Annotated in this window: 19 protein-coding genes; 12 read left to right on the top strand and 7 right to left on the bottom strand. The window is 71.9% G+C overall.

What is annotated here, in order from left to right; all coding sequences use genetic code 11:
• Positions 1-141 precede the first annotated feature (141 nt).
• Entirely contained in the window at positions 142-285 is a 144-nt protein-coding gene (locus tag ACVDFE_RS32845; protein WP_458433246.1) for a hypothetical protein, read from the top strand.
• Positions 286-559: 274 nt separating this feature from the next.
• Here the strand turns inward: ACVDFE_RS32845 and ACVDFE_RS32840 are convergent, their stop codons facing one another.
• Entirely contained in the window at positions 560-760 is a 201-nt protein-coding gene (locus ACVDFE_RS32840) for a hypothetical protein (RefSeq protein WP_458433245.1), read from the bottom strand.
• A gap of 598 nt (positions 761-1,358) precedes the next feature.
• Between ACVDFE_RS32840 and ACVDFE_RS32835 the strand changes: the two genes are divergently transcribed.
• The 5 genes from ACVDFE_RS32835 to ACVDFE_RS32815 all read left to right on the top strand — a co-directional run bounded on the left by ACVDFE_RS32835 (position 1,359) and on the right by ACVDFE_RS32815 (position 5,228).
• The gene (locus ACVDFE_RS32835) at positions 1,359-1,643 is read left to right on the top strand and encodes a hypothetical protein (protein WP_458433244.1); all 285 of its coding nucleotides are present in this window, start codon (positions 1,359-1,361) and stop codon (positions 1,641-1,643) included.
• A gap of 34 nt (positions 1,644-1,677) precedes the next feature.
• A complete protein-coding gene (locus ACVDFE_RS32830; protein ID WP_458433243.1) occupies positions 1,678-2,043 on the top strand; it encodes a hypothetical protein in 366 nt (121 codons plus the stop codon).
• Complete coding sequence (locus ACVDFE_RS32825; protein WP_458433242.1) at positions 1,983-2,327, top strand: hypothetical protein; 345 nt, start codon at positions 1,983-1,985, stop codon at positions 2,325-2,327. The genes ACVDFE_RS32830 and ACVDFE_RS32825 overlap by 61 nt, the downstream gene beginning before the upstream one ends.
• Before the next feature lie 229 nt (positions 2,328-2,556).
• Positions 2,557-4,812, top strand: coding sequence for an ATP-binding protein (locus tag ACVDFE_RS32820; RefSeq protein ID WP_458433240.1), 2,256 nt, complete (start codon positions 2,557-2,559; stop codon positions 4,810-4,812).
• Between the two features lie 152 nt (positions 4,813-4,964).
• Positions 4,965-5,228: a hypothetical protein gene (locus ACVDFE_RS32815; protein ID WP_458433238.1), complete on the top strand. Its 264-nt coding sequence runs from the start codon at positions 4,965-4,967 to the stop codon at positions 5,226-5,228.
• Between the two features lie 16 nt (positions 5,229-5,244).
• On the opposite strand, the gene ACVDFE_RS32810 is transcribed toward ACVDFE_RS32815, so the two are convergent.
• Positions 5,245-5,478, bottom strand: coding sequence for a hypothetical protein (locus tag ACVDFE_RS32810; RefSeq protein ID WP_458433237.1), 234 nt, complete (start codon positions 5,476-5,478; stop codon positions 5,245-5,247).
• Between the two features lie 286 nt (positions 5,479-5,764).
• Between ACVDFE_RS32810 and ACVDFE_RS32805 the strand changes: the two genes are divergently transcribed.
• Positions 5,765-6,514, top strand: coding sequence for a hypothetical protein (locus tag ACVDFE_RS32805; protein ID WP_360387468.1), 750 nt, complete (start codon positions 5,765-5,767; stop codon positions 6,512-6,514).
• Positions 6,515-6,532: 18 nt separating this feature from the next.
• Here ACVDFE_RS32805 and ACVDFE_RS32800 read toward each other — a convergent pair whose 3' ends face one another.
• On the bottom strand, positions 6,533-7,168 hold the full coding sequence (locus tag ACVDFE_RS32800; protein WP_458433236.1) for a DedA family protein: 636 nt from the start codon (positions 7,166-7,168) through the stop codon (positions 6,533-6,535).
• A 162-nt stretch (positions 7,169-7,330) separates the two neighbouring features.
• Here ACVDFE_RS32800 and ACVDFE_RS32795 point away from each other — a divergent pair, with 162 nt between their 5' ends.
• The 3 genes from ACVDFE_RS32795 to ACVDFE_RS32785 all read left to right on the top strand — a co-directional run bounded on the left by ACVDFE_RS32795 (position 7,331) and on the right by ACVDFE_RS32785 (position 9,454).
• On the top strand, positions 7,331-7,798 hold the full coding sequence (locus ACVDFE_RS32795) for a redoxin domain-containing protein (protein WP_360387474.1): 468 nt from the start codon (positions 7,331-7,333) through the stop codon (positions 7,796-7,798).
• Positions 7,799-7,889: 91 nt separating this feature from the next.
• Positions 7,890-8,240 carry a YciI family protein gene (locus tag ACVDFE_RS32790; protein ID WP_458433235.1) on the top strand — a complete coding sequence of 117 codons (351 nt, stop codon included), beginning with the start codon at positions 7,890-7,892 and terminating at the stop codon, positions 8,238-8,240.
• A complete protein-coding gene (locus ACVDFE_RS32785; protein ID WP_458433233.1) occupies positions 8,237-9,454 on the top strand; it encodes an RNA polymerase sigma factor in 1,218 nt (405 codons plus the stop codon). Before ACVDFE_RS32790 ends, ACVDFE_RS32785 begins: the two co-directional genes overlap by 4 nt.
• On the opposite strand, the gene ACVDFE_RS32780 is transcribed toward ACVDFE_RS32785, so the two are convergent.
• Positions 9,362-9,910, bottom strand: a complete 549-nt coding sequence (locus tag ACVDFE_RS32780; RefSeq protein ID WP_360387482.1) for a copper resistance CopC family protein — start codon at positions 9,908-9,910, stop codon at positions 9,362-9,364. The genes ACVDFE_RS32785 and ACVDFE_RS32780 overlap by 93 nt on opposite strands.
• 116 nt (positions 9,911-10,026) lie before the next feature.
• On the opposite strand from ACVDFE_RS32780, the gene ACVDFE_RS32775 reads away from it, so the two are divergent.
• Entirely contained in the window at positions 10,027-10,437 is a 411-nt protein-coding gene (locus tag ACVDFE_RS32775; RefSeq protein ID WP_360387485.1) for an ATP-binding protein, read from the top strand.
• 82 nt (positions 10,438-10,519) lie between these two features.
• The gene (locus ACVDFE_RS32770; RefSeq protein ID WP_360387488.1) at positions 10,520-10,921 is read left to right on the top strand and encodes an ATP-binding protein; all 402 of its coding nucleotides are present in this window, start codon (positions 10,520-10,522) and stop codon (positions 10,919-10,921) included.
• Positions 10,922-10,927: 6 nt separating this feature from the next.
• Here the strand turns inward: ACVDFE_RS32770 and ACVDFE_RS32765 are convergent, their stop codons facing one another.
• The 3 genes from ACVDFE_RS32765 to ACVDFE_RS32755 are packed head-to-tail and all read right to left on the bottom strand — an operon-like array spanning position 10,928 to position 16,291.
• Entirely contained in the window at positions 10,928-11,608 is a 681-nt protein-coding gene (locus tag ACVDFE_RS32765) for a GntR family transcriptional regulator (protein ID WP_458433232.1), read from the bottom strand.
• Between the two features lie 34 nt (positions 11,609-11,642).
• A complete protein-coding gene (locus tag ACVDFE_RS32760; protein ID WP_458433231.1) occupies positions 11,643-15,155 on the bottom strand; it encodes a BTAD domain-containing putative transcriptional regulator in 3,513 nt (1,170 codons plus the stop codon).
• A 23-nt stretch (positions 15,156-15,178) separates the two neighbouring features.
• Complete coding sequence (locus ACVDFE_RS32755; RefSeq protein WP_360387496.1) at positions 15,179-16,291, bottom strand: alpha/beta hydrolase family protein; 1,113 nt, start codon at positions 16,289-16,291, stop codon at positions 15,179-15,181.
• Positions 16,292-16,345 lie beyond the last annotated feature (54 nt).

Below are 16,345 nucleotides of genomic sequence, written 5' to 3'. Positions count from 1 at the left end.
AGTCGCTTGCTGCCTGACGCTTTCCGTGTCGGGACTCGACGGCGCCATTGGGGAGCCAGCGGACGGCTACCGGCATCCTCACCACCGGCTCGATGACGTTGCCGCCGCGCTGCGTGCGGCGTGCTCCGCTCCAGCCGGCTGTTGGACGGAGCCGATGAGGTCGGCGATCTAATCGCGGTGCTGCCGGTGCTGTTCCACCTGCTGTGGCGGCGTGAGTTGAACACCAACCTGGACCTGCCCAGACATCCAGAGGTCGTGGTCAGAGGTGAGGCGGCGGGCTCGTGACGTCGGCAGGAGCGGTTCTGAGGGTCGGTGACCGGGTCGCCTTCGACGGCGATGAGTACCTGGTGGTGGGCCCGGCGGTCACCCGGCGGCAGACAGCGAACCGGCCGCCCGGAGCGTTCAGCGCAACGGCGCTGGCACGTCCCGGCGAGCAGCTCCAGATCAACTCCACGCCGATTAACGTGGTCGTACACGCCGGGGACGGTATCCCGGGCCGGGGGATCTGGCGATCGCCGTCGACGTCGCCTCTCGCACCTTGAACGCGCCGAGCAACTCTTCAGTCGAGGCCTTCGAGGTGGCGTTCGGGGAGTGAGCACGTCGTGAACTCAGCGGGCTTCCGACCTGGAGAGACCGTTCCCGGCTGCTGGTGCTTGTTGGTAGAATGATCGGGTTCGTCGCTTGAGGCGAGGGTTTCCTCGGGCTGGGTTCCTTCCATGCGTACCTGATCGCGATAGCGATCATCCTGCTTTTCACTCACATCGCCTCCTACATCAGTCTCAAGTGGGCAGACAGTGAGCGTCGAGGAGGTGGTCACATGACGCTTTTTATGAGCGTTGCACTCCTGACTGCGTCGGGAGTCGGATCGAACTGGGTAGCGTCAGCGCTGCCATCCTGGCCTGAAGCGACGAACACTGGGCTTGTCTGTCGACTGCCGCCGCATGACCCTTCCTGGCATCCAGATCTTGCTCCTAGCCCTCGCGCTCGCCGTGACCCTCTAAGTCGGCCCAGACCTGACGACGTCCGCGAAGACGCGCCCTTGACCGGACACCAACGGATTCCGCTACCCGGTATGCCATCAGTGGCAGCTGCCGACTCGCTGACGCGACCGCCGATTCCGGCAACTAAGTCTGGACAACGCACTGCCCGACCGTCCGCACCTACTTGGCGAGCCGCACCTCTGAGGCCTGATCCACTGTCAAGTTCAAGCGGACAGGACAGAACTGTCCTGTCCGGGCGAAGACGGCGGTGTTCGGACCTGGTCAGCGGAGGTGGTGGCGGAGTTGGGAAGTACATGCCGGGTGCGTTCGAGGGGTGGTGCCGTCCCGGTATCCCAGACCGGACGGGATGATCGTCCAATGGCGTCGTGGGTCTTCCAGGTGGTGGTGCCGGGGTGGGGCATGACGGTCCGGGACCAACACGAAGACGACATCGGCGAGGCAGGCCCGCCGGGTGAGCAGCCACCCGTCGTCGAGGTGCGGAACACGGTGGTCGCGACCTCGGTTTCGAGCGCAGGGCAGGCCCACACGGTTACCGGCGGCGTCCACCACCTCACCCTGCTGTTCCGGGGCAGCCGATGCCGCGGCAGTTGCCCGCCGTTCCCTCGGGGTTCGTCGGACGCGCCGCCGAGCTTGACCAACTGACCGCCGCCCTGGCCCCTCAGCAGAGGTGTTGGTGGTGTCGGCGATCGGCGGGGCCGGGGGCATCGGCAAGACCTGGCTCGCGCTGGCGTGGGCATATCGGCACCTGGAGCGGTTTCCCGACGGGCAGCTGTTCGTCGACCTGCACGGCTTCAGCTCCGCCGGCGAGCCGATGCAGCCGGCGGTGGCGGTGCGCGGGTTCCTCGACGCCCTGGACGTCGAGGCGAACCGCATCCTCACCGACCTCGACGCCCAGGCCGCGCTCTACCGCAGTCTGGTGGCCGGGCGGCGGATGCTCATCGTGCTGGACAACGCCGCCACCAGCGACCAGGTCACCCCCTGTTGCCCGGCTCGCCGACCTGCACCGTGCTGGTCACCGGCCGCCAGAAGCTGGCCTCGCTGATCGACCGGCACGGTGCCCGCCACCTGCCCCTCGGTGCCCTGACCCACGAGGAGGCCCGCGTCCTGCTGGCCGCCCGCCTGGGCGCCGACCGCGTCGTCGCCGAACCCGAGGCGGTGGACGAGCTGATCGGGCTGTGCGGGGCCCCCGCTGGCGTTGTCGATCACCGCGCGCACCGCCGGGCCCACCGTGCTGTCCTGGTCCCTGCGCTGGCTCACCGAACGGGCTGGAGAACGCCTCGCTGCTGCAACGGCGGCCGGGCGGCCGCTACGCCATGCACGACCTGATCCGCCGCTACGCCAGGGACACCGCCCACACCACCCTGCCCGAGCACGTGCGGGAAGCGGCTCCAGAAGCCGCGTGGAGCCCGGATCCGGGTGGGCCGGTGGAACACGGCGTGATCCGACGGGTGGGCGTTGATCGATTCAACGCCCACCCGCCGCCTCGGCAACGAAGTGGTCGCTCCACGGCGAGCGCGCTTGCCACCGGCGGAGGTCGGGAGGTGCACTGTCACGCATGAGCGAACCGCACGGTCCGCAGTCGAAATCCACCTTCGGTCAGACGCTCCTGCGCCACCGGACGGCAGCCGGACTGTCGCAAGCGGCGCTGGCCCTGGCTTCGGGCATGAGCGTTCGGGCACTGAGGGACCTGGAGCACGGAAGGGCGGCCGCCGCGCAGGAGCGTTCGACCGAACTGCTGGCGGACGCCCTCGGACTGACCGGTGACGAGCGGGTGTCCTTCGTGGTGCTGGCGACGCAGAAGCGCCGTCGCTCCGCGCACGGGGAGAACAGGGCGATGCTGTACGCGTTGCCCGTCACGCCGAACGTGGTGGGCAGAGAGGACGAGCTCCGCAGCCTGTCCACGATGGCCGATGCGGGCGGCGTCGTGGTGATCGCCGGCCCGCCGGGCGTGGGCAAGACCACGTTGGCGGTCGCGGCCGCGGACTACCTGATGTCCCGGTTCTCGGACGGCACCCTTGCCCTGGACCTGCGTGGCGTCGGCAACCAGCCGATGAGCTCCAGCGTCGCTCTTGAACGCGTGCTGACGTCGCTGGGGGTGCCGCCGGGCCGCATACCCCCGACGCAAGGCGAACGCAGCTCGCTCTTCCACACCTTGTTGCGGGATCGAAGCGTGCTGCTGATCCTGGACAACGCGATGGACGAAGCTCAGGTCAAGCCGTTGCTGGCCAGCGGCGAGCACAGTTTGACCATCGTGACCTGCCGTCGTGCCCTGGCGGGCCTGGAGTCGGCGCACCGGCTGCCGATCGACATGCTGACCACGGCGAACGCGGTGGACCTGCTCGCGTCGATCGTGGGCGATGACGTGGTCCGATCCGAACCGGAGGCAGCGGATGAGCTCGTCTCCCTCTGCGGGAACCTGCCGCTGGCCGTGCGGATCGTGGGCAACCGACTGGCCACCCGGCGGTTCTCGTCGATCGCCTACCTGGTCGGACAGATGCGGGACCAGCGGAAGAGGCTGAACTCGTTGTCGGTGGGCGATCTGCACGTGCGGGCGGCTTTCGCGACGTCGCTCCAGTGGCTGGGAGAAGGTGAGCGCTCCGCTTTCCGGCGTCTCGCCATCATTCCCGGCGCTCACTTCGACGACGACCTCGCCGCGGTCGCGACCGGCACACCGGCGGACGAGATCGGCGCGGTGCTGGACTCGCTGGTCGAGATGTCGCTGATCAACGTCATCGGCGATCCCGTTCGACTTCAGTTCCACGACCTGGTCCGGCTGTTCGCGTACGAGTGCTGGCTCGACGAGGAACCGGAGGAGGAGCGAGACCGGCTCCGCGACGAGCTGTACGCCCATGTCTTCAGCCTGGGCACCGCCGCCGGCCGGCTCTTCCTCCCGACCGTGCGGGAGATCTCGGAAGACTGTCCGTTCCGGTCGCAGCGGGAAGCGGAGGACTGGCTGGAGGAGAACGTCACGACGTGGTCCGAAGTGTGCAGGGAAGCCGTGCAGCTGGGCTGGCACGAACAGGTGTACGACTTCGTCTGGTCGTTGCACACCTACATGCCCGGCCGGGAGTACGGGTACGGCTGGAACAAGATCTTCGAGTGCGGACTCCAGGCGGCGCAAGCGCTCCGGGACCGCGTCAAAGAAGCCGAGATGCTCGCACTGATGGGCTGGACGCTGCACGCGTCCGCCGGTGAAAGCGACCGCGCGCTCAACGTGCTCCACGAAGCACTGGCTCTCTCCCGGGAGATCGACCACCGGAGGATGGTCCTGGCGTCGCATTCAGCACTGGGGCTCACCTCGGCAGCGCTGGGGCGGCCGGCCGAAGCCGTCGAACACAGCAGACAGGCCTACCTCGTGTCGAAGGACCTCGGTTTCTTCGAGGAGCGCCTGTGGGCGACGCTGTCGTTCGGCACGTCGCTTCTGGCGGCGGGTGAGTTCCAGGAGGCTCTGGAGCTGCACAGCGCGTTGCTCGTCGAAACGAGGGATCGCAGTGATCAGACGAACCACGGCCTCGTGTCGAAGATGGAAGCGCACCTGCTCGCGCTGACGGGTGACTCCTTCGCCGGGCTGAACCGCTGGGAAGAGGCGGCGGAGTCCTACCGCGCGGCGCGGTCACAGCCGGGCATCGACCAGGCCCGCTACCGGAGTGAGGCAGAACTGGCGCTCAGCGAGGGCGTCGCGTGGCGCAACGTGGGCGACGTCGACCGCGCACGCAGGTGCTTGACGTTCGCCCACGCCCGGTTGGACGGACCGGTCAACCAGTCGATGCGAGAACGCGTCGAAGCGGAGTTGGCGCTCCTGCCCGAGTGACCTCGACGCGCGGCTCACACCGCGGCGCGGCGGAGGCCGCCGATCGGTTCGTCACCTGGCGCGCACATCCTGGTCCCTCGAAACGGAGTCCCTGGGAGGACGGGTGCCGGGGCCCGTCCTCAAAGCTGGTTGCTCTGACGTGCTTTGACCTTGTGTCGTGGCGTGATCTGCCGGAGCGGTACGGGCCGTGGAAGACGGTGTGCAACCGGTTCTGGCGGTGCTCGCGCAACGGCATCCTGACGATGCCGGTGTCGAAGGTGCGGGTGATCGCGGAGGCGGTCGACGAGCTGGACCGGGAGGTCTCGGTCGGCTCCAGCATCGTGCGCGCCCATCAGCACACGGCCGGTGCCCGCCGCCGCACGCCTGCGCGCACAGGGGGCGAGCGGGTCGTGTGGCGGGCAGACCGAACCAGATGATCATGCTATCGGCCGGTCACGCGGCGGCCCGTCGACCAAGATCCACCACGCCCTCACCCTGCGCCGCCGCCTCGGCGACGCCTGCGAGGTCGCGAACACCCTCGACCACGTGGGCCAGCCCCACACCGTCCTCGGCCGGTAGGGGCAGGCCCGCACGGTGTGGCGGGAGGCACTGGAGCTGTACCGGGACCAAGGCCGTCACGCCGACGCCGACCGCGTCCGACAACAGCTCGACGACCTCGACACCCACGATGCCGCTCCGCCGTCCCAGAGCGCCGAAACCGCCAACCAGGTCCGGACAACGGCAGGGATGGATGTCCAGGTCCACCTGGCGGGCTGCAGGTCGGCGAGCTGATGCTCCGCCAGGTTCGTGCGGATCGGCCGGCGAACCCGGCCGAGACCCCGGCCCGTGTCCTGTTCGACGCCGGTTCTGGACAGTTTCCCGGGAACCCGCAGGTCGCCCTCCGGTGCCGCACCGGTTCCGGCCGCGCCGGTGCGAGACTGCCCGCGAACGTGACGAGGTGAAGGAGTTCGGCGTGTCCGCTGACGTCCCGGAAGGACCGGTTCCCGACCCCGGCGAGCGGGGCAACCCGGTGCTCGGCCTGCTCGACAAGGCCATCGGCCTGCAGGCACCGCTGGTGCGCAAGAACATCGCCAGGGCCCGCCAGCGAAACCCGGAGGCCACCCCGGCGGAGGTGGTCCGCACCCTGGAACGGATGTACGTCAGCGCCCTCGCCGGAACCGGTGCCGCGGTCGGGGGTGCCGCCGCCGCTCCCGCCGTGGGGACCGGGGTCGCGATCGCGCTGTCGGCGGGGGAGGCGTTCTCGTCGCTGGAGCTGAGCGCCCTGTTCGTGCTCTCCGTCGCGGAGGTGCACGGGGTGCGCGTCGAGGAGGTCGAACGGCGCCGGACGCTCGTGCTGGGGGTCCTGCTCGGCGAGTCCGGGTCGAAGACGATCGGCAAGGTCGCCGAGCGCACCGGTCAGCACTGGGCGCGCCAGCTCGTCGGCAAGGTGCCGGCGGCGACGCTGCTGCGGATCAACAAGGTGCTGGGCAAGAACTTCGTCACCAAGTACGGCACGAAGCAGGGGATCATCGTGCTCGGCCGGGCGGCACCGTTCGGCATCGGCGCGGTGATCGGCGGCGGTGCCAACGCCGCCGTCGCCGCACTGGCCGTGCGAGCCGCGCGGCGGGCCTTCGGACCGGCGCCCGAGGCGTGGCCGGAGGGGGAGGACGGAACGGAGGTCCTGGAGGGCACCGTGGTCGAACCGGACGCGGAGACCGGGTGAGCGCCGTCCGGGGACGGCTCAGGCGGAGGTGACCTCTTTCGCGGGCTCCTCCGCGGCACGGGCCAGGCGGCGCTTGATCACGACGGTGCCCACCACGCCGGCCACCACGGCAATGGCCAGGCCCGCGTACGAGAAGCCCTTCAGCCACTTCTCGGCCACCACGCCGAGGTAGTACACGGCCGCCGTGGTGCCGCCGGCCCAGACGACGCCGCCGAGGGCGTTGGCGACGAGGAACTTCCCGTAGGGCATGTGCATGGAACCGGCCAGCGGGCCGGCGAGAATGCGCAGCAGTGCCACGAAACGACCGAAGAACACCGCCCAGGCACCGCGTTTGTGGAACACGCGGCGGGCGTGGGTGAGCTGTGCCTCGCCGAAGTGCTTGGGGAACTTGCGGCCCATCCACGCGAACAGGCGCGGACCGCCGCGACGGCCGATGAGGTAGCCGAAGTTGTCGCCGATGATGGCGCCCGCGCTCGCCCACACGCCGATCCACAGGGGGCTCAGCTCGTCGTGCTGCGAGGCCAGCAGGGACGCGGTGACCAGCACGATCTCGCCGGGGAGCGGGATGCCGAGCGACTCGAAGCCGATCACGAGGCCCACGATGGCGTACACGAGCAGAGGAGGGATGGCTTCGAGCCACTGTTCGACCGGCACCTCGCAACTCTATCCCCGGTGCCGGAACGGGGCTGCCTCCGCGACATCGCCGCAATCGGCATCTGAGCTGTTCGTCCGTTTCAACATTCGCCGCTTTCCGTGCGGCCTGCCGCTGAACCGCAGGAGGTGCGAGGCCGTAGGCCCAGGCAGGAGGTGAGGACCGTGCGCGTCCTTGGGGTCCTGCTCGCGGTGCTGGTGCTCGCGGGCTGCGCGCAGCCGCCGCCCGCGCCGGAGAAGTTCCAGTTCACGGCCACGACGCTGGAGGGCGCCGAGTTCCGCGGCGACAAGCTCGTCGGGAACCCCGCGGTGCTGTGGTTCTGGACGCCGTGGTGCCCGTCCTGCAACGCCGAGGCGCCGACCGTCGCGAAGGTCGCGGGCAAGCACCACGAGGTGCAGTTCGTCGGTGTCGCGGCCGAGGACCGGCTCGACGCGATGAAGGAGTTCGTGTCCGGCCACCGGCTCGACGGGTTCCCGCACCTCGCCGACCTCGACGGGGCGGTGTGGAAGCGGTTCGGGGTGACCGCGCAGCCCACCTTCGCGTTCGTCCGCGGTGACGGGTCCGTCGAGCTCCTCATCGGCGCGCCCACCGAGGAGCAGCTCGACGAGCGCGTCGCGGCCCTCACGCCGTGACCACCCCGTCCGGGGCGTCGAGCGGGGATCATGGGCTCACCCTGTCGAATCGGGCCGCCCGCGTTGGTGTGGAGGGCGAGAGGAGTCCACCATGACGCAGCAGTACCTGCTCAGCATCTACCAGCCCGACGGTGAGGTCCCGCCGCCCGAGGTGCTCCAGCCGATCATGCGGGACCTCGGCGCGCTCAACGAGGAGATGCGGGCGCGCGGGGCGTGGGTGTTCGCCGCCAGCCTGCACCCGCCGACGACCGCGACCGTGCTGCGGGCGAAGGACGGTGACGTGCTGCTGACCGACGGGCCGTTCGCCGAGGGCAGGGAGCACATCGGCGGGTTCACCGTCATCAGGGCCGCCGACCTGGACGAGGCGCTGGAGTGGGGGCGCCGGCTCGCCACCGTGCTGAGCCCGCTGGCGGTCGAGGTGCGGCCCGTCGCGTCCGGATGATCGAGGAGGTCTTCCGCGCGGAGTACGGCCGCGCCGTGTCCGTCCTGACCCGGTTCCTCGGCGACCTCGACCTCGCTGAGGAGGCGGTGCAGGACGCCTTCGCGACGGCCGCCGCGCGCTGGCCGGTCGACGGCGTGCCGCCCGCACCGGCTGGCTGGATCATCACCACGGCCCGCAACCGCGCCGTCGACCGGCTGCGCCGCGAGGCCAAGGGCCGGGAGAAGCAGTCGGCGCTGGTGCCGCGCGAACCGGAGGTGGAGGACGTGGGTGCCGTGCCCGACGACCGGTTGCGGCTGATCTTCACCTGCTGCCACCCGTCGCTCGCCCTGCCGGCGCGGGTGGCGCTGACGCTGAAGCTGCTCGGCGGGTTGTCGACCGGTGAGATCGCCAGGGCGTTCCTGGTGCCGGAAACCACGATGGCGCAGCGGATCGTGCGCGCGAAGGGCAAGATCCGCGCCGCCCGCATCCCCTACCGGGTGCCGCGCGACGCCGACCTGCCCGAACGGCTCGCGGCCGTGCTCGCCGTCCTCTACCTCGTCTTCACCGAGGGGTACCTCGGCGAAGGAGCGCTGGCCGACGAGGCGGTCCGGCTCTGCCGGGTGCTGGCTTCGCTGATGCCGGACGAGCCGGAGGCGCAGGGCCTGCTCGCGTTGATGCTGCTGGTCCGGTCACGGCGCGCGGCCAGGCTGGCGGACGGCAGGCTGGTGCTGCTGGCCGACCAGGACCGGTCCCGCTGGGACGCGGACATGGTCAACGAGGGGCAGGACCTCGTGCGCCGGTGCCTGCGCCGGAACCGGCCGGGCCCGTACCAGGTCCAGGCCGCCATCAACGCCGTGCACAGCGACCCGCCGACCGACTGGACCCAGGTCGTGGCCCTCTACGACCAGCTGATGGCACTCGCACCGAGCCCGGTGGTGGCGCTGAACCGCGCGGTGGCGGTCGCCGAGGTCGCCGGCCCGGCGGAAGGGCTGCGGCTGGTCGACGAGCTGGGGCTGGAGCGGTACCACCTGTTCCACGCGGTGCGCGCGGACCTGCTCGGCCGCCTGGGCGCCGACCCGCGTCCCGCGCTGGAGGCCGCGCTCGACCTGGCCGTGCACCCGGCCGAACGCGACCTCCTGCGCTCACGCCTGCTTGCGGCGGCGGACCAGCAGGAGCGCGCCGACCACCACGACCAGCCCGAGCACGACCCACACCCAGGCGGGCAGCCCGTCTGAGCCCTGCTCGGCCGAGGCCGCCGGGGGAGCGGTCGACGCCGCCGCGGCCGACGTGGTGGTCGTGACCGGTGCCGAGGTCGTGACCGCGACGACGTTCAACGTGAACGCGACCGTGCCCCGGACGACGTCGCCGTCGTCGGCCTGCGCCGCCCACGTGAGGGTGTGCGCCCCGGACTTCGCCGCGGCCGGGTCGACCGTCGCGGTGATGGTGCTGCCGACCGCGGCCGCCCGCGTGACCGGCCACGTTGCGCCGTCCGGTCCGGTGATGACGACCGCGTCGCCCTCCGGCAGGCTCACGGTGTCGCTGAAGACGAGCTCCACCTGCTTGGGCGCGGCGTCGAGCGTGGCGCCCGCCGCCGGGGTGCTGCTCTTGAGCTCGGCGTGGGCCGACGCGGGTCCGGCGGTGCCCGTCGCGGCGAGCAGGACCAGCACGAACGCGATGAGGTAACGGATCACGTGCGCAGAGTAGTGGTGGGAACGGTCCCGGCGGCACCCTCGAAGATCGGGTGCAAGTCACTGGTTTGGTCGCCGATGCACTTGGGTAACCCGCGCAGAACTGATCAACGTGACCCTTGGGGAGCGGTTTGGCGCACGACCAGGCAGCACGAGCGGACGACGTGTCGCACCTGCCGCTGGGCAGGCAGCGGCCCTCGCTCGCGACCGTTCGGCGCTGGGTGCGGCTGGAGCTCATGGGCGAGGACCAGAACTGCGTCGGTGACGTGCTGCTGGTCGTGAACGAGCTGGTGAGCAACGCCTACCGGTACACCTCCGAGCCGTCGTTCCTGCGGGTCGTCCTCTCACCGGGCAAGATCCGGGTCGAGATCACCCACGACGCGCAGGCCCGGCCGCCGTTGCGGAAGGTCAGCCGGCCGCAGCGGGGCTACGGCCTGGTGCTGGTGGCCCGGTTGTCCGACCGGTGGGGTGTGGACAGGGCGCACGGCGGCACCGTCGTGTGGGCCGACCTCCCGAGGGAAGAGAAGTGAGTTCGGTTCGGTGGGTTTCGATCGTCGCGCCTTTGGGTACGGATCCCGCTGCCTTGAAGCAACAGGGCGCGGGGAGAGGCTGATGGGTGTCATCGGACGGTCCAGCGAGCACGTGGACCTCGTCCTGCCGGAGGGGATGATGCCGCTCGCCGACGTGCGCGCGCAGGTCCGTCGCCTCCTTCTGGGGATGCATGAGAACGTGGTGGTCGACGTGATGGTCGTGGCCACCGAGCTCGTCAGCAACGCCTACCACCACGCAGCGCCACCGCGCCGGGTCCGGGTCATGTCCCTGCCCGAGCGCGAGGTCGTGCGGGTGGAGGTCGAGGACGGCACGCCCGGCCGCTTCCCGCAGCTGGGGCGGATGGGGTTCCTCGGGCGGCGGCAACGCGGTTTGTTGCTGGTCAACGGGCTGGCGCAGGTGTGGGGGCACAACCGGTTCCCCGAGTTCAAGACGGTGTGGGCGGACATCACGACCGTGCGCTGACGAGGGTCACGCCGTCGACCTGCGCACCACGTGGCCGGTGCGCGGCAGGTGCATCGTCAGGTGCGCCCGGTCGCTGCGCAGCACCACCCAGGACCGTTCGACGGCGCGGCCGTGGACGTCGTGCGCCATCCATGCGACCGACAGCAGCGGTGTCGCCGACCGCACGCCGAGCAGACCGGCGACGCGCGGGGTCGCGAGAGCGGTCGTGCACCACGGGTGCAGGTCGCCGAACCGAACGCGGTAGTGGTCGGCGAGGAACCGCCGCAGCGGCACCTCGTGGTCGTAGCGCTCGGCGAGACCGGGGTACTGGGAGGCGCGCAGGAACGTCGATCGCACCCCGATCGGCTCGTCCCCGCGCACCAGCACCGCCTCGACGTTGACCACGTCCTGCGCGCCGATCGTGCGCACCGCCACCGACTCGCGCGCCGCCAGGTCGTTGACCAGCGCGTCGAGGCTCACCCGGTGCAACGGCCTGCGCGGCGCCACCTCCGTGCCCTGCCGGCCGGCCCTGCGGATGAGCCGGCCCTCCAGCACCAGTTCGTCCAGCGCCTTGCGGATCGTGGTGCGCGACATGCCGTAGAGCTCCGCCAGCTCGCGCTCCGGCGGGAACGGTGTGCCGTCCGGCAGCTCGGCGAGCAGGTCGACCAGCTGGGTCTTGGCCTGGTAGTAGCGCGGCGTGAAGGGCACACCCGGACGCTATTTCCGTGCGATAACCAGCGGCTCATCGCAGTTCGCGGACGTCGGGCACCGAGCCGATCCGCTCGTACTCGCGCACCGCCGCGGCCCGGTCGCCGCGCAGGAACGCCTCCGCCGCGTCGCGCCACCGCGACCACGAGACTCCGGCGAGGCTTTCCGGCCCGTGCCCGGTGGCGGCGAGCACGAGCGGCAGACCGGCGCCGATGGGCCCGGTGATCTGGTGGCCGGGCAGCACGGTGAGCAGCTCGTCCACCCACTTTCCGGCGGGCCGGCCGTCGAGCAGCGCGAGCCGTGCGGCCAGCACGAGCGGGTGCTGCAGCTCGCCGGGGTGGTTCTTGCGGCGGGCCAGGTCGAGCGCGTGGGCGGCGTCGGCGCGGGCACCGGGCAGGTCGCCGGTCAGCAACCGGATTCGCGCGCGGATCGCGTGGTAGAACGGCTCGGTCGGCCCGGCCGCGATCGACTCGCCGAGGTTCGCGAGCGCCGCCTCGTGGTCGCCGCCCCAGAACAGCTCGACGTACCGCGACGACTCCAGCCAGGCCAGGGTGTGCCGGTCGCCGTGGCGCAACGCCGCCGCCCGTGCCTCCGCGCGCACGGCACGTCGTGCGCGCGCATCGCCGAGCATCGCGTACGCGGTGCCCATGGTGAACAGGCACAGGCTCGCGGAGACACCGGCCGCCTGCCGTTCGGCCACGGCCTGGCGCATGTCGTCGATCCCCGCCGCGTCCCCCTTCTTCACCCGCGACAACCCCAGCGTCTCCCACGCGATGGCGCGCTCGGTGCCGGTGGCCCCGGTCAACGCCGTCCGTGCCGCGGTGATCGCCTCGTCGGTGCGGCCCACCAGCGTGAGCGCGTGCGCGGCCTGGGCCAGCACGGCGCACACCCGTTCACCGGGCTCAGCCGCGGCCAGGAGCTCCAGCGCCCGGTCCAGGTGCCGCACGGCCTCGCGGTGCTCGCCGCGGTTCCAGCACGCCTGCCACGCCGCCCTGGACGCGTCCGCGGCACCGGCGAGGTCGCCGGCGGCCACGTGCAGCTCGACCGCCTCGGCGAGCTCCGCCGTGCCGGCGCCGTCCCCGGACAGGCTGGTTCCCAGCAACGTCAGCAGTTCCGCGCGATCACCGTGGCCCGGCGGGCAGACGGCGAGCGCGGCCTCGAAGCACCGCGTCGCCGTGGCGCGGGCCGCGAGCGCCGCCGCCTTGCGACCGGTCTCGGTCAACGCCTCCCGCGCGTGCCGGCCGAGGATGTCGCACGGCCGCCCGGAGGCCTCGGCCAGCCACACCGCCTCCTGGAAGTGGTGCGCCAGCAGCGGAACGTGCTCCAGCGGCAGTGCGCGCACCCACTCCGCGGCGCGGTAGTGCTTCATCGCCTTGGGCCCGCGCGGCACCCGGTCGTAGGCGACGTCGCGCACCAGCACGTGGCTGAACGCGTACTCGGCCTCGCCCACGACGTTGCTGACCGGCAGCCGGTGCAGGAAATTCCGCTGCCGCAACACCTCCAGCGACCGCGTGACCTCCTCTACAGCGCGTTCGGCGACCGCGGCGACAGCGCCCGGCCACACCGTCGCACCGAGCACCGCCGCGTCCTGCAGCACGACCTTCTCCAACGGCGGCAACGAGTCCAGCCGCGCGCCGATCACCGTCTGCACCGTGTCCGGCAACGCGTCCCCGGCGCCGTCGCGCAGCATCCGCACGTACTCCCCGGCGAACAGCGGGTTGCCCGCCGACCGGTGCAGCAGCTCGTCCAGGTCCGCCGTCACGTCGTGCCGGGTCATCAGCACCTTCAGCAGCAGCGTGGTGTCCTCTTCGGACAGTGGGGCCAGCGTCGTGACGCCGCCCCAGGACGGGCGACGGGCCAGCAGCTCCGGCCGGGCCGTCACGAGCACCAGCAGCGGCACGTCGTCGGCGGTGTCGGCCAGGCCGTGCAGGAAGTCCAGCAGCAGGTCGTCGGCCCGGTGCGCGTCCTCCACGACCACCACGAGCGGGTCGGCCGCGAGCTGTTCGACCAGCCTGCGCCACGCCATCAGCACATCGCTGCCCTGCGGGCCGACACCGAGCAACGCCGACAGTTGCGCGACGAGCCACGGTTCGGAGCTGATCGCCCTGATCTTCGCGGTGACCGCCGCCCCCGAGTCGGTGTCGTAGACGCCGGCGTGGGCGCGCAGAACCTCCGCGAGCGGTGCCAGCGGGTCGTTGTGGCTGACCGGCGGCGTGCGGCCGGTCAGCGCGGGGCGCCCCGCCGTGAACTCGCGCACCAGCCGCGACTTGCCCGCACCGGGTTCGCCGACCAGCGTCACGAGCCGGGGCCGCCGGGTCCGCGTCACCTCGTCGAACGCCTCGCACAACCGCGCGAGCTCGGCCGACCGCCCGACGAACGGCGCGTCGTCGCCCGCGGGGGTGAGCGCCCGGTCGGTGGCGGGACAGGTCCGCACCTCGCCCGCCGCGGCCAGGGCGACCAGCCGGAGCCCCGCGTCGAGCAACGTGCCGCTGACCTCCAGCCGGTCGCCCGACGTCACCAGCGCGGGACCGGTGCACACGGCAGCGGCCGCGGGGTGGCGTCCGACGACCTCGAACGCCGCGCGCACCGCCCGTGCCGCGTCGTCCTCACTCCCGGCGGGTGCGCCGAAGGTGGCGCAGAGGGTCGACCCGAGCGTCGTCACCACGACCCCGCCGAGGGCCTCGACCAGGTCGCGGACGTCGGCGCCGCGGACCTCCAGCTGTTCGTCGGCCGCCTCGTCGGTGCCGAGCTCCAACCGGGTCACCAGGACGCTGACCTTCTTGCGCTCCAGCACGACCGGCGCCGGGGCCGGGATCAGCGCGAGCGCCGGGTCCTGCGTGAGGACCGCCTGCTCCAGCGCCACCAGGTCGGGTCCCGGGTCGATGCCGAGCTCCGCGGCGAACCGGTCGCGGGCCCGGCGGAACACGGCGAGCGCGTCGGCCTGGCGGCCGGAGCGGTAGAGGGCCAGCATCAGCAGGCCGTGCACCCGTTCCCGCAGCGGGTGGTCGCGCACCAGCGCCTCCAGCTCCGCGACCACCTCGCGGTGCCGCCCGCACGCGATCTCCGCGTCGATCCGGTCCTCCACCGCGACCTCGCGCAGCTGGGCGATCTCCACCAGCGCGGGCCAGGTGACGCCGTCCGCCACCAGGTCGGCGAGCACCGGCCCGCGCCACAACGCCAGCGCGTCGCGCAGCAGCGTCGCAGCGCGTTCCGGTGTCGCGGCGGTGGCGGCGCCGCCCAGCAGGGCGCGGAACCGGTGCAGGTCGACGCGGTCCGGTTCCGCGCGCAGCAGGTAGCCGGGCTTGCGGGTGACGAGGTCCAGGCCCGCCTTGCGCAACGCCGACACGGCGTTCAGCACGATCCCGCGCGCCGTCGGCGGGGGGTCGTCCGGCCACAGCGCCCCGGTCAGCTCGCTGACCGACACGACCCGGCCGACGTTGAGCAGCAGGAAGCCGAGCACCGCCCGGCGGGTGAACCCGCCCAGCGGAAGCTCCCTGCCGTCGACGCGGACCAGCAGTGGTCCGAGGACGGCGAACTCGACAGCCATTGGACCAGACCATACCGCCGCCGTCAGCCCACGAGGCGGACTCCCGGGTGGCGCACGCGGTCGAACAGCGTGGTGGCGCGGTGTTTCAGGTGCAGGTCGAAGAACGCGGCCACGTGGTCGCGCTGCGCCTTCAGCGAGTCCCGGGGATCGATCGTGCCGATCAGGTCGGCCCTGCGCTCCGCCGTGACCGCCCCGACCTGCGGAACCGCCCACTGCAGGTCGCTGAACCCGAGGTGCGCGCCGTCGTCGAGGTGCACGTCCCGCTTCCAGCCGCGCTGGTTCGGCCAGAAGTCCGCCCACGACCGGGTCAGGCTCGTGTCGACGTGCGAGAGCTCGCGCTCGCGCAGGTCACCGCCGAAGAGCAGGAACGGCCGGTCGACGCCCCTCGTGACGATCTCGCCCGGCGCGTACGGGCCCGACCCGCTGTGCTCCATGGCGCCGTCGATGTTGATGCCCGCGTCGAACCTGCGGTCGCGCACCATCGTCTCGCCGGCCGTGTAGCCGCCGTAGGAGTGCCCGGCGATCCCGACCCGGCCGAGGTCCGCGCCCCGGTGCAGGCCGGGCAGCCGGCTGAGCACGAACCGCATGTCCGCGACCCGTGCGTCGATCGCCTTCCTCATGGTCTCCGGCCGGGCGTCGCCGACCTCGCTCGGCACCAGGCGGCCGTCCGGGAACTCGACGACCAGCGACTCGTGCGTGTGCGAGACCGTGACGACGACGTACCCGCGGCTGGCCAGGTCCTCCGCGGCACCCGCGTAGAACTCGCGCGGCGACTGCAGTCCCGGCGAGAACAGCACCACCGGGAACCGGCCGGGGAGCGCGGGCGCCCGCGTCCTGGCCTGCCGCAGCGTGCCGGCCCAGTCGACCGTGCCCGCCGGGACGTCGAGGTAGCCGGGGCTGGAGAGCACCGGGTCGGCCGCCGCGGCGACGGCGGGGGACAGGAACGGCGCCCGCTCGCCCTTCGCGCGGGCCGGGTAGGTGACCGTGACCATGAGCTCCCTGCGCTGGTCCGGGTGCCACGGATCAGCGCGGGTGTCGGTGAGGTGGGCGTCGAACACGCCCACCGGGAACGGGCCGGTGACCTGCGGTGTCACCAGGGTCGATGCGGCCAGGACGGCCGCGAGCAGCAGTTGCACAGTTGATCTACCCCCTTCGAGCGGCAGCCTTGCAGCCGCCCGCTGAGAGGGCGC

This window comes from Lentzea chajnantorensis, assembly GCF_054300775.1.
Note: the sequence above shows the minus strand (reverse complement) of the source record. Positions and strands in the feature narration are given on the sequence as shown.

What these genes read in the sequence shown, in the direction of transcription:
- ACVDFE_RS32835 (WP_458433244.1), top strand. Translation starts at nt 1,359, where the DNA reads ATGGCGTCGTGGGTCTTCCAGGTGGTGGTGCCGGGGTGGGGCATGACG.
- ACVDFE_RS32820 (WP_458433240.1), top strand. Translation starts at nt 2,557, where the DNA reads ATGAGCGAACCGCACGGTCCGCAGTCGAAATCCACCTTCGGTCAGACG.
- ACVDFE_RS32790 (WP_458433235.1), top strand. Translation starts at nt 7,890, where the DNA reads ATGACGCAGCAGTACCTGCTCAGCATCTACCAGCCCGACGGTGAGGTC.
- ACVDFE_RS32785 (WP_458433233.1), top strand. Translation starts at nt 8,237, where the DNA reads ATGATCGAGGAGGTCTTCCGCGCGGAGTACGGCCGCGCCGTGTCCGTC.
- ACVDFE_RS32770 (WP_360387488.1), top strand. Translation starts at nt 10,520, where the DNA reads ATGGGTGTCATCGGACGGTCCAGCGAGCACGTGGACCTCGTCCTGCCG.
- ACVDFE_RS32760 (WP_458433231.1), bottom strand. Translation starts at nt 15,155, where the DNA reads ATGGCTGTCGAGTTCGCCGTCCTCGGACCACTGCTGGTCCGCGTCGAC.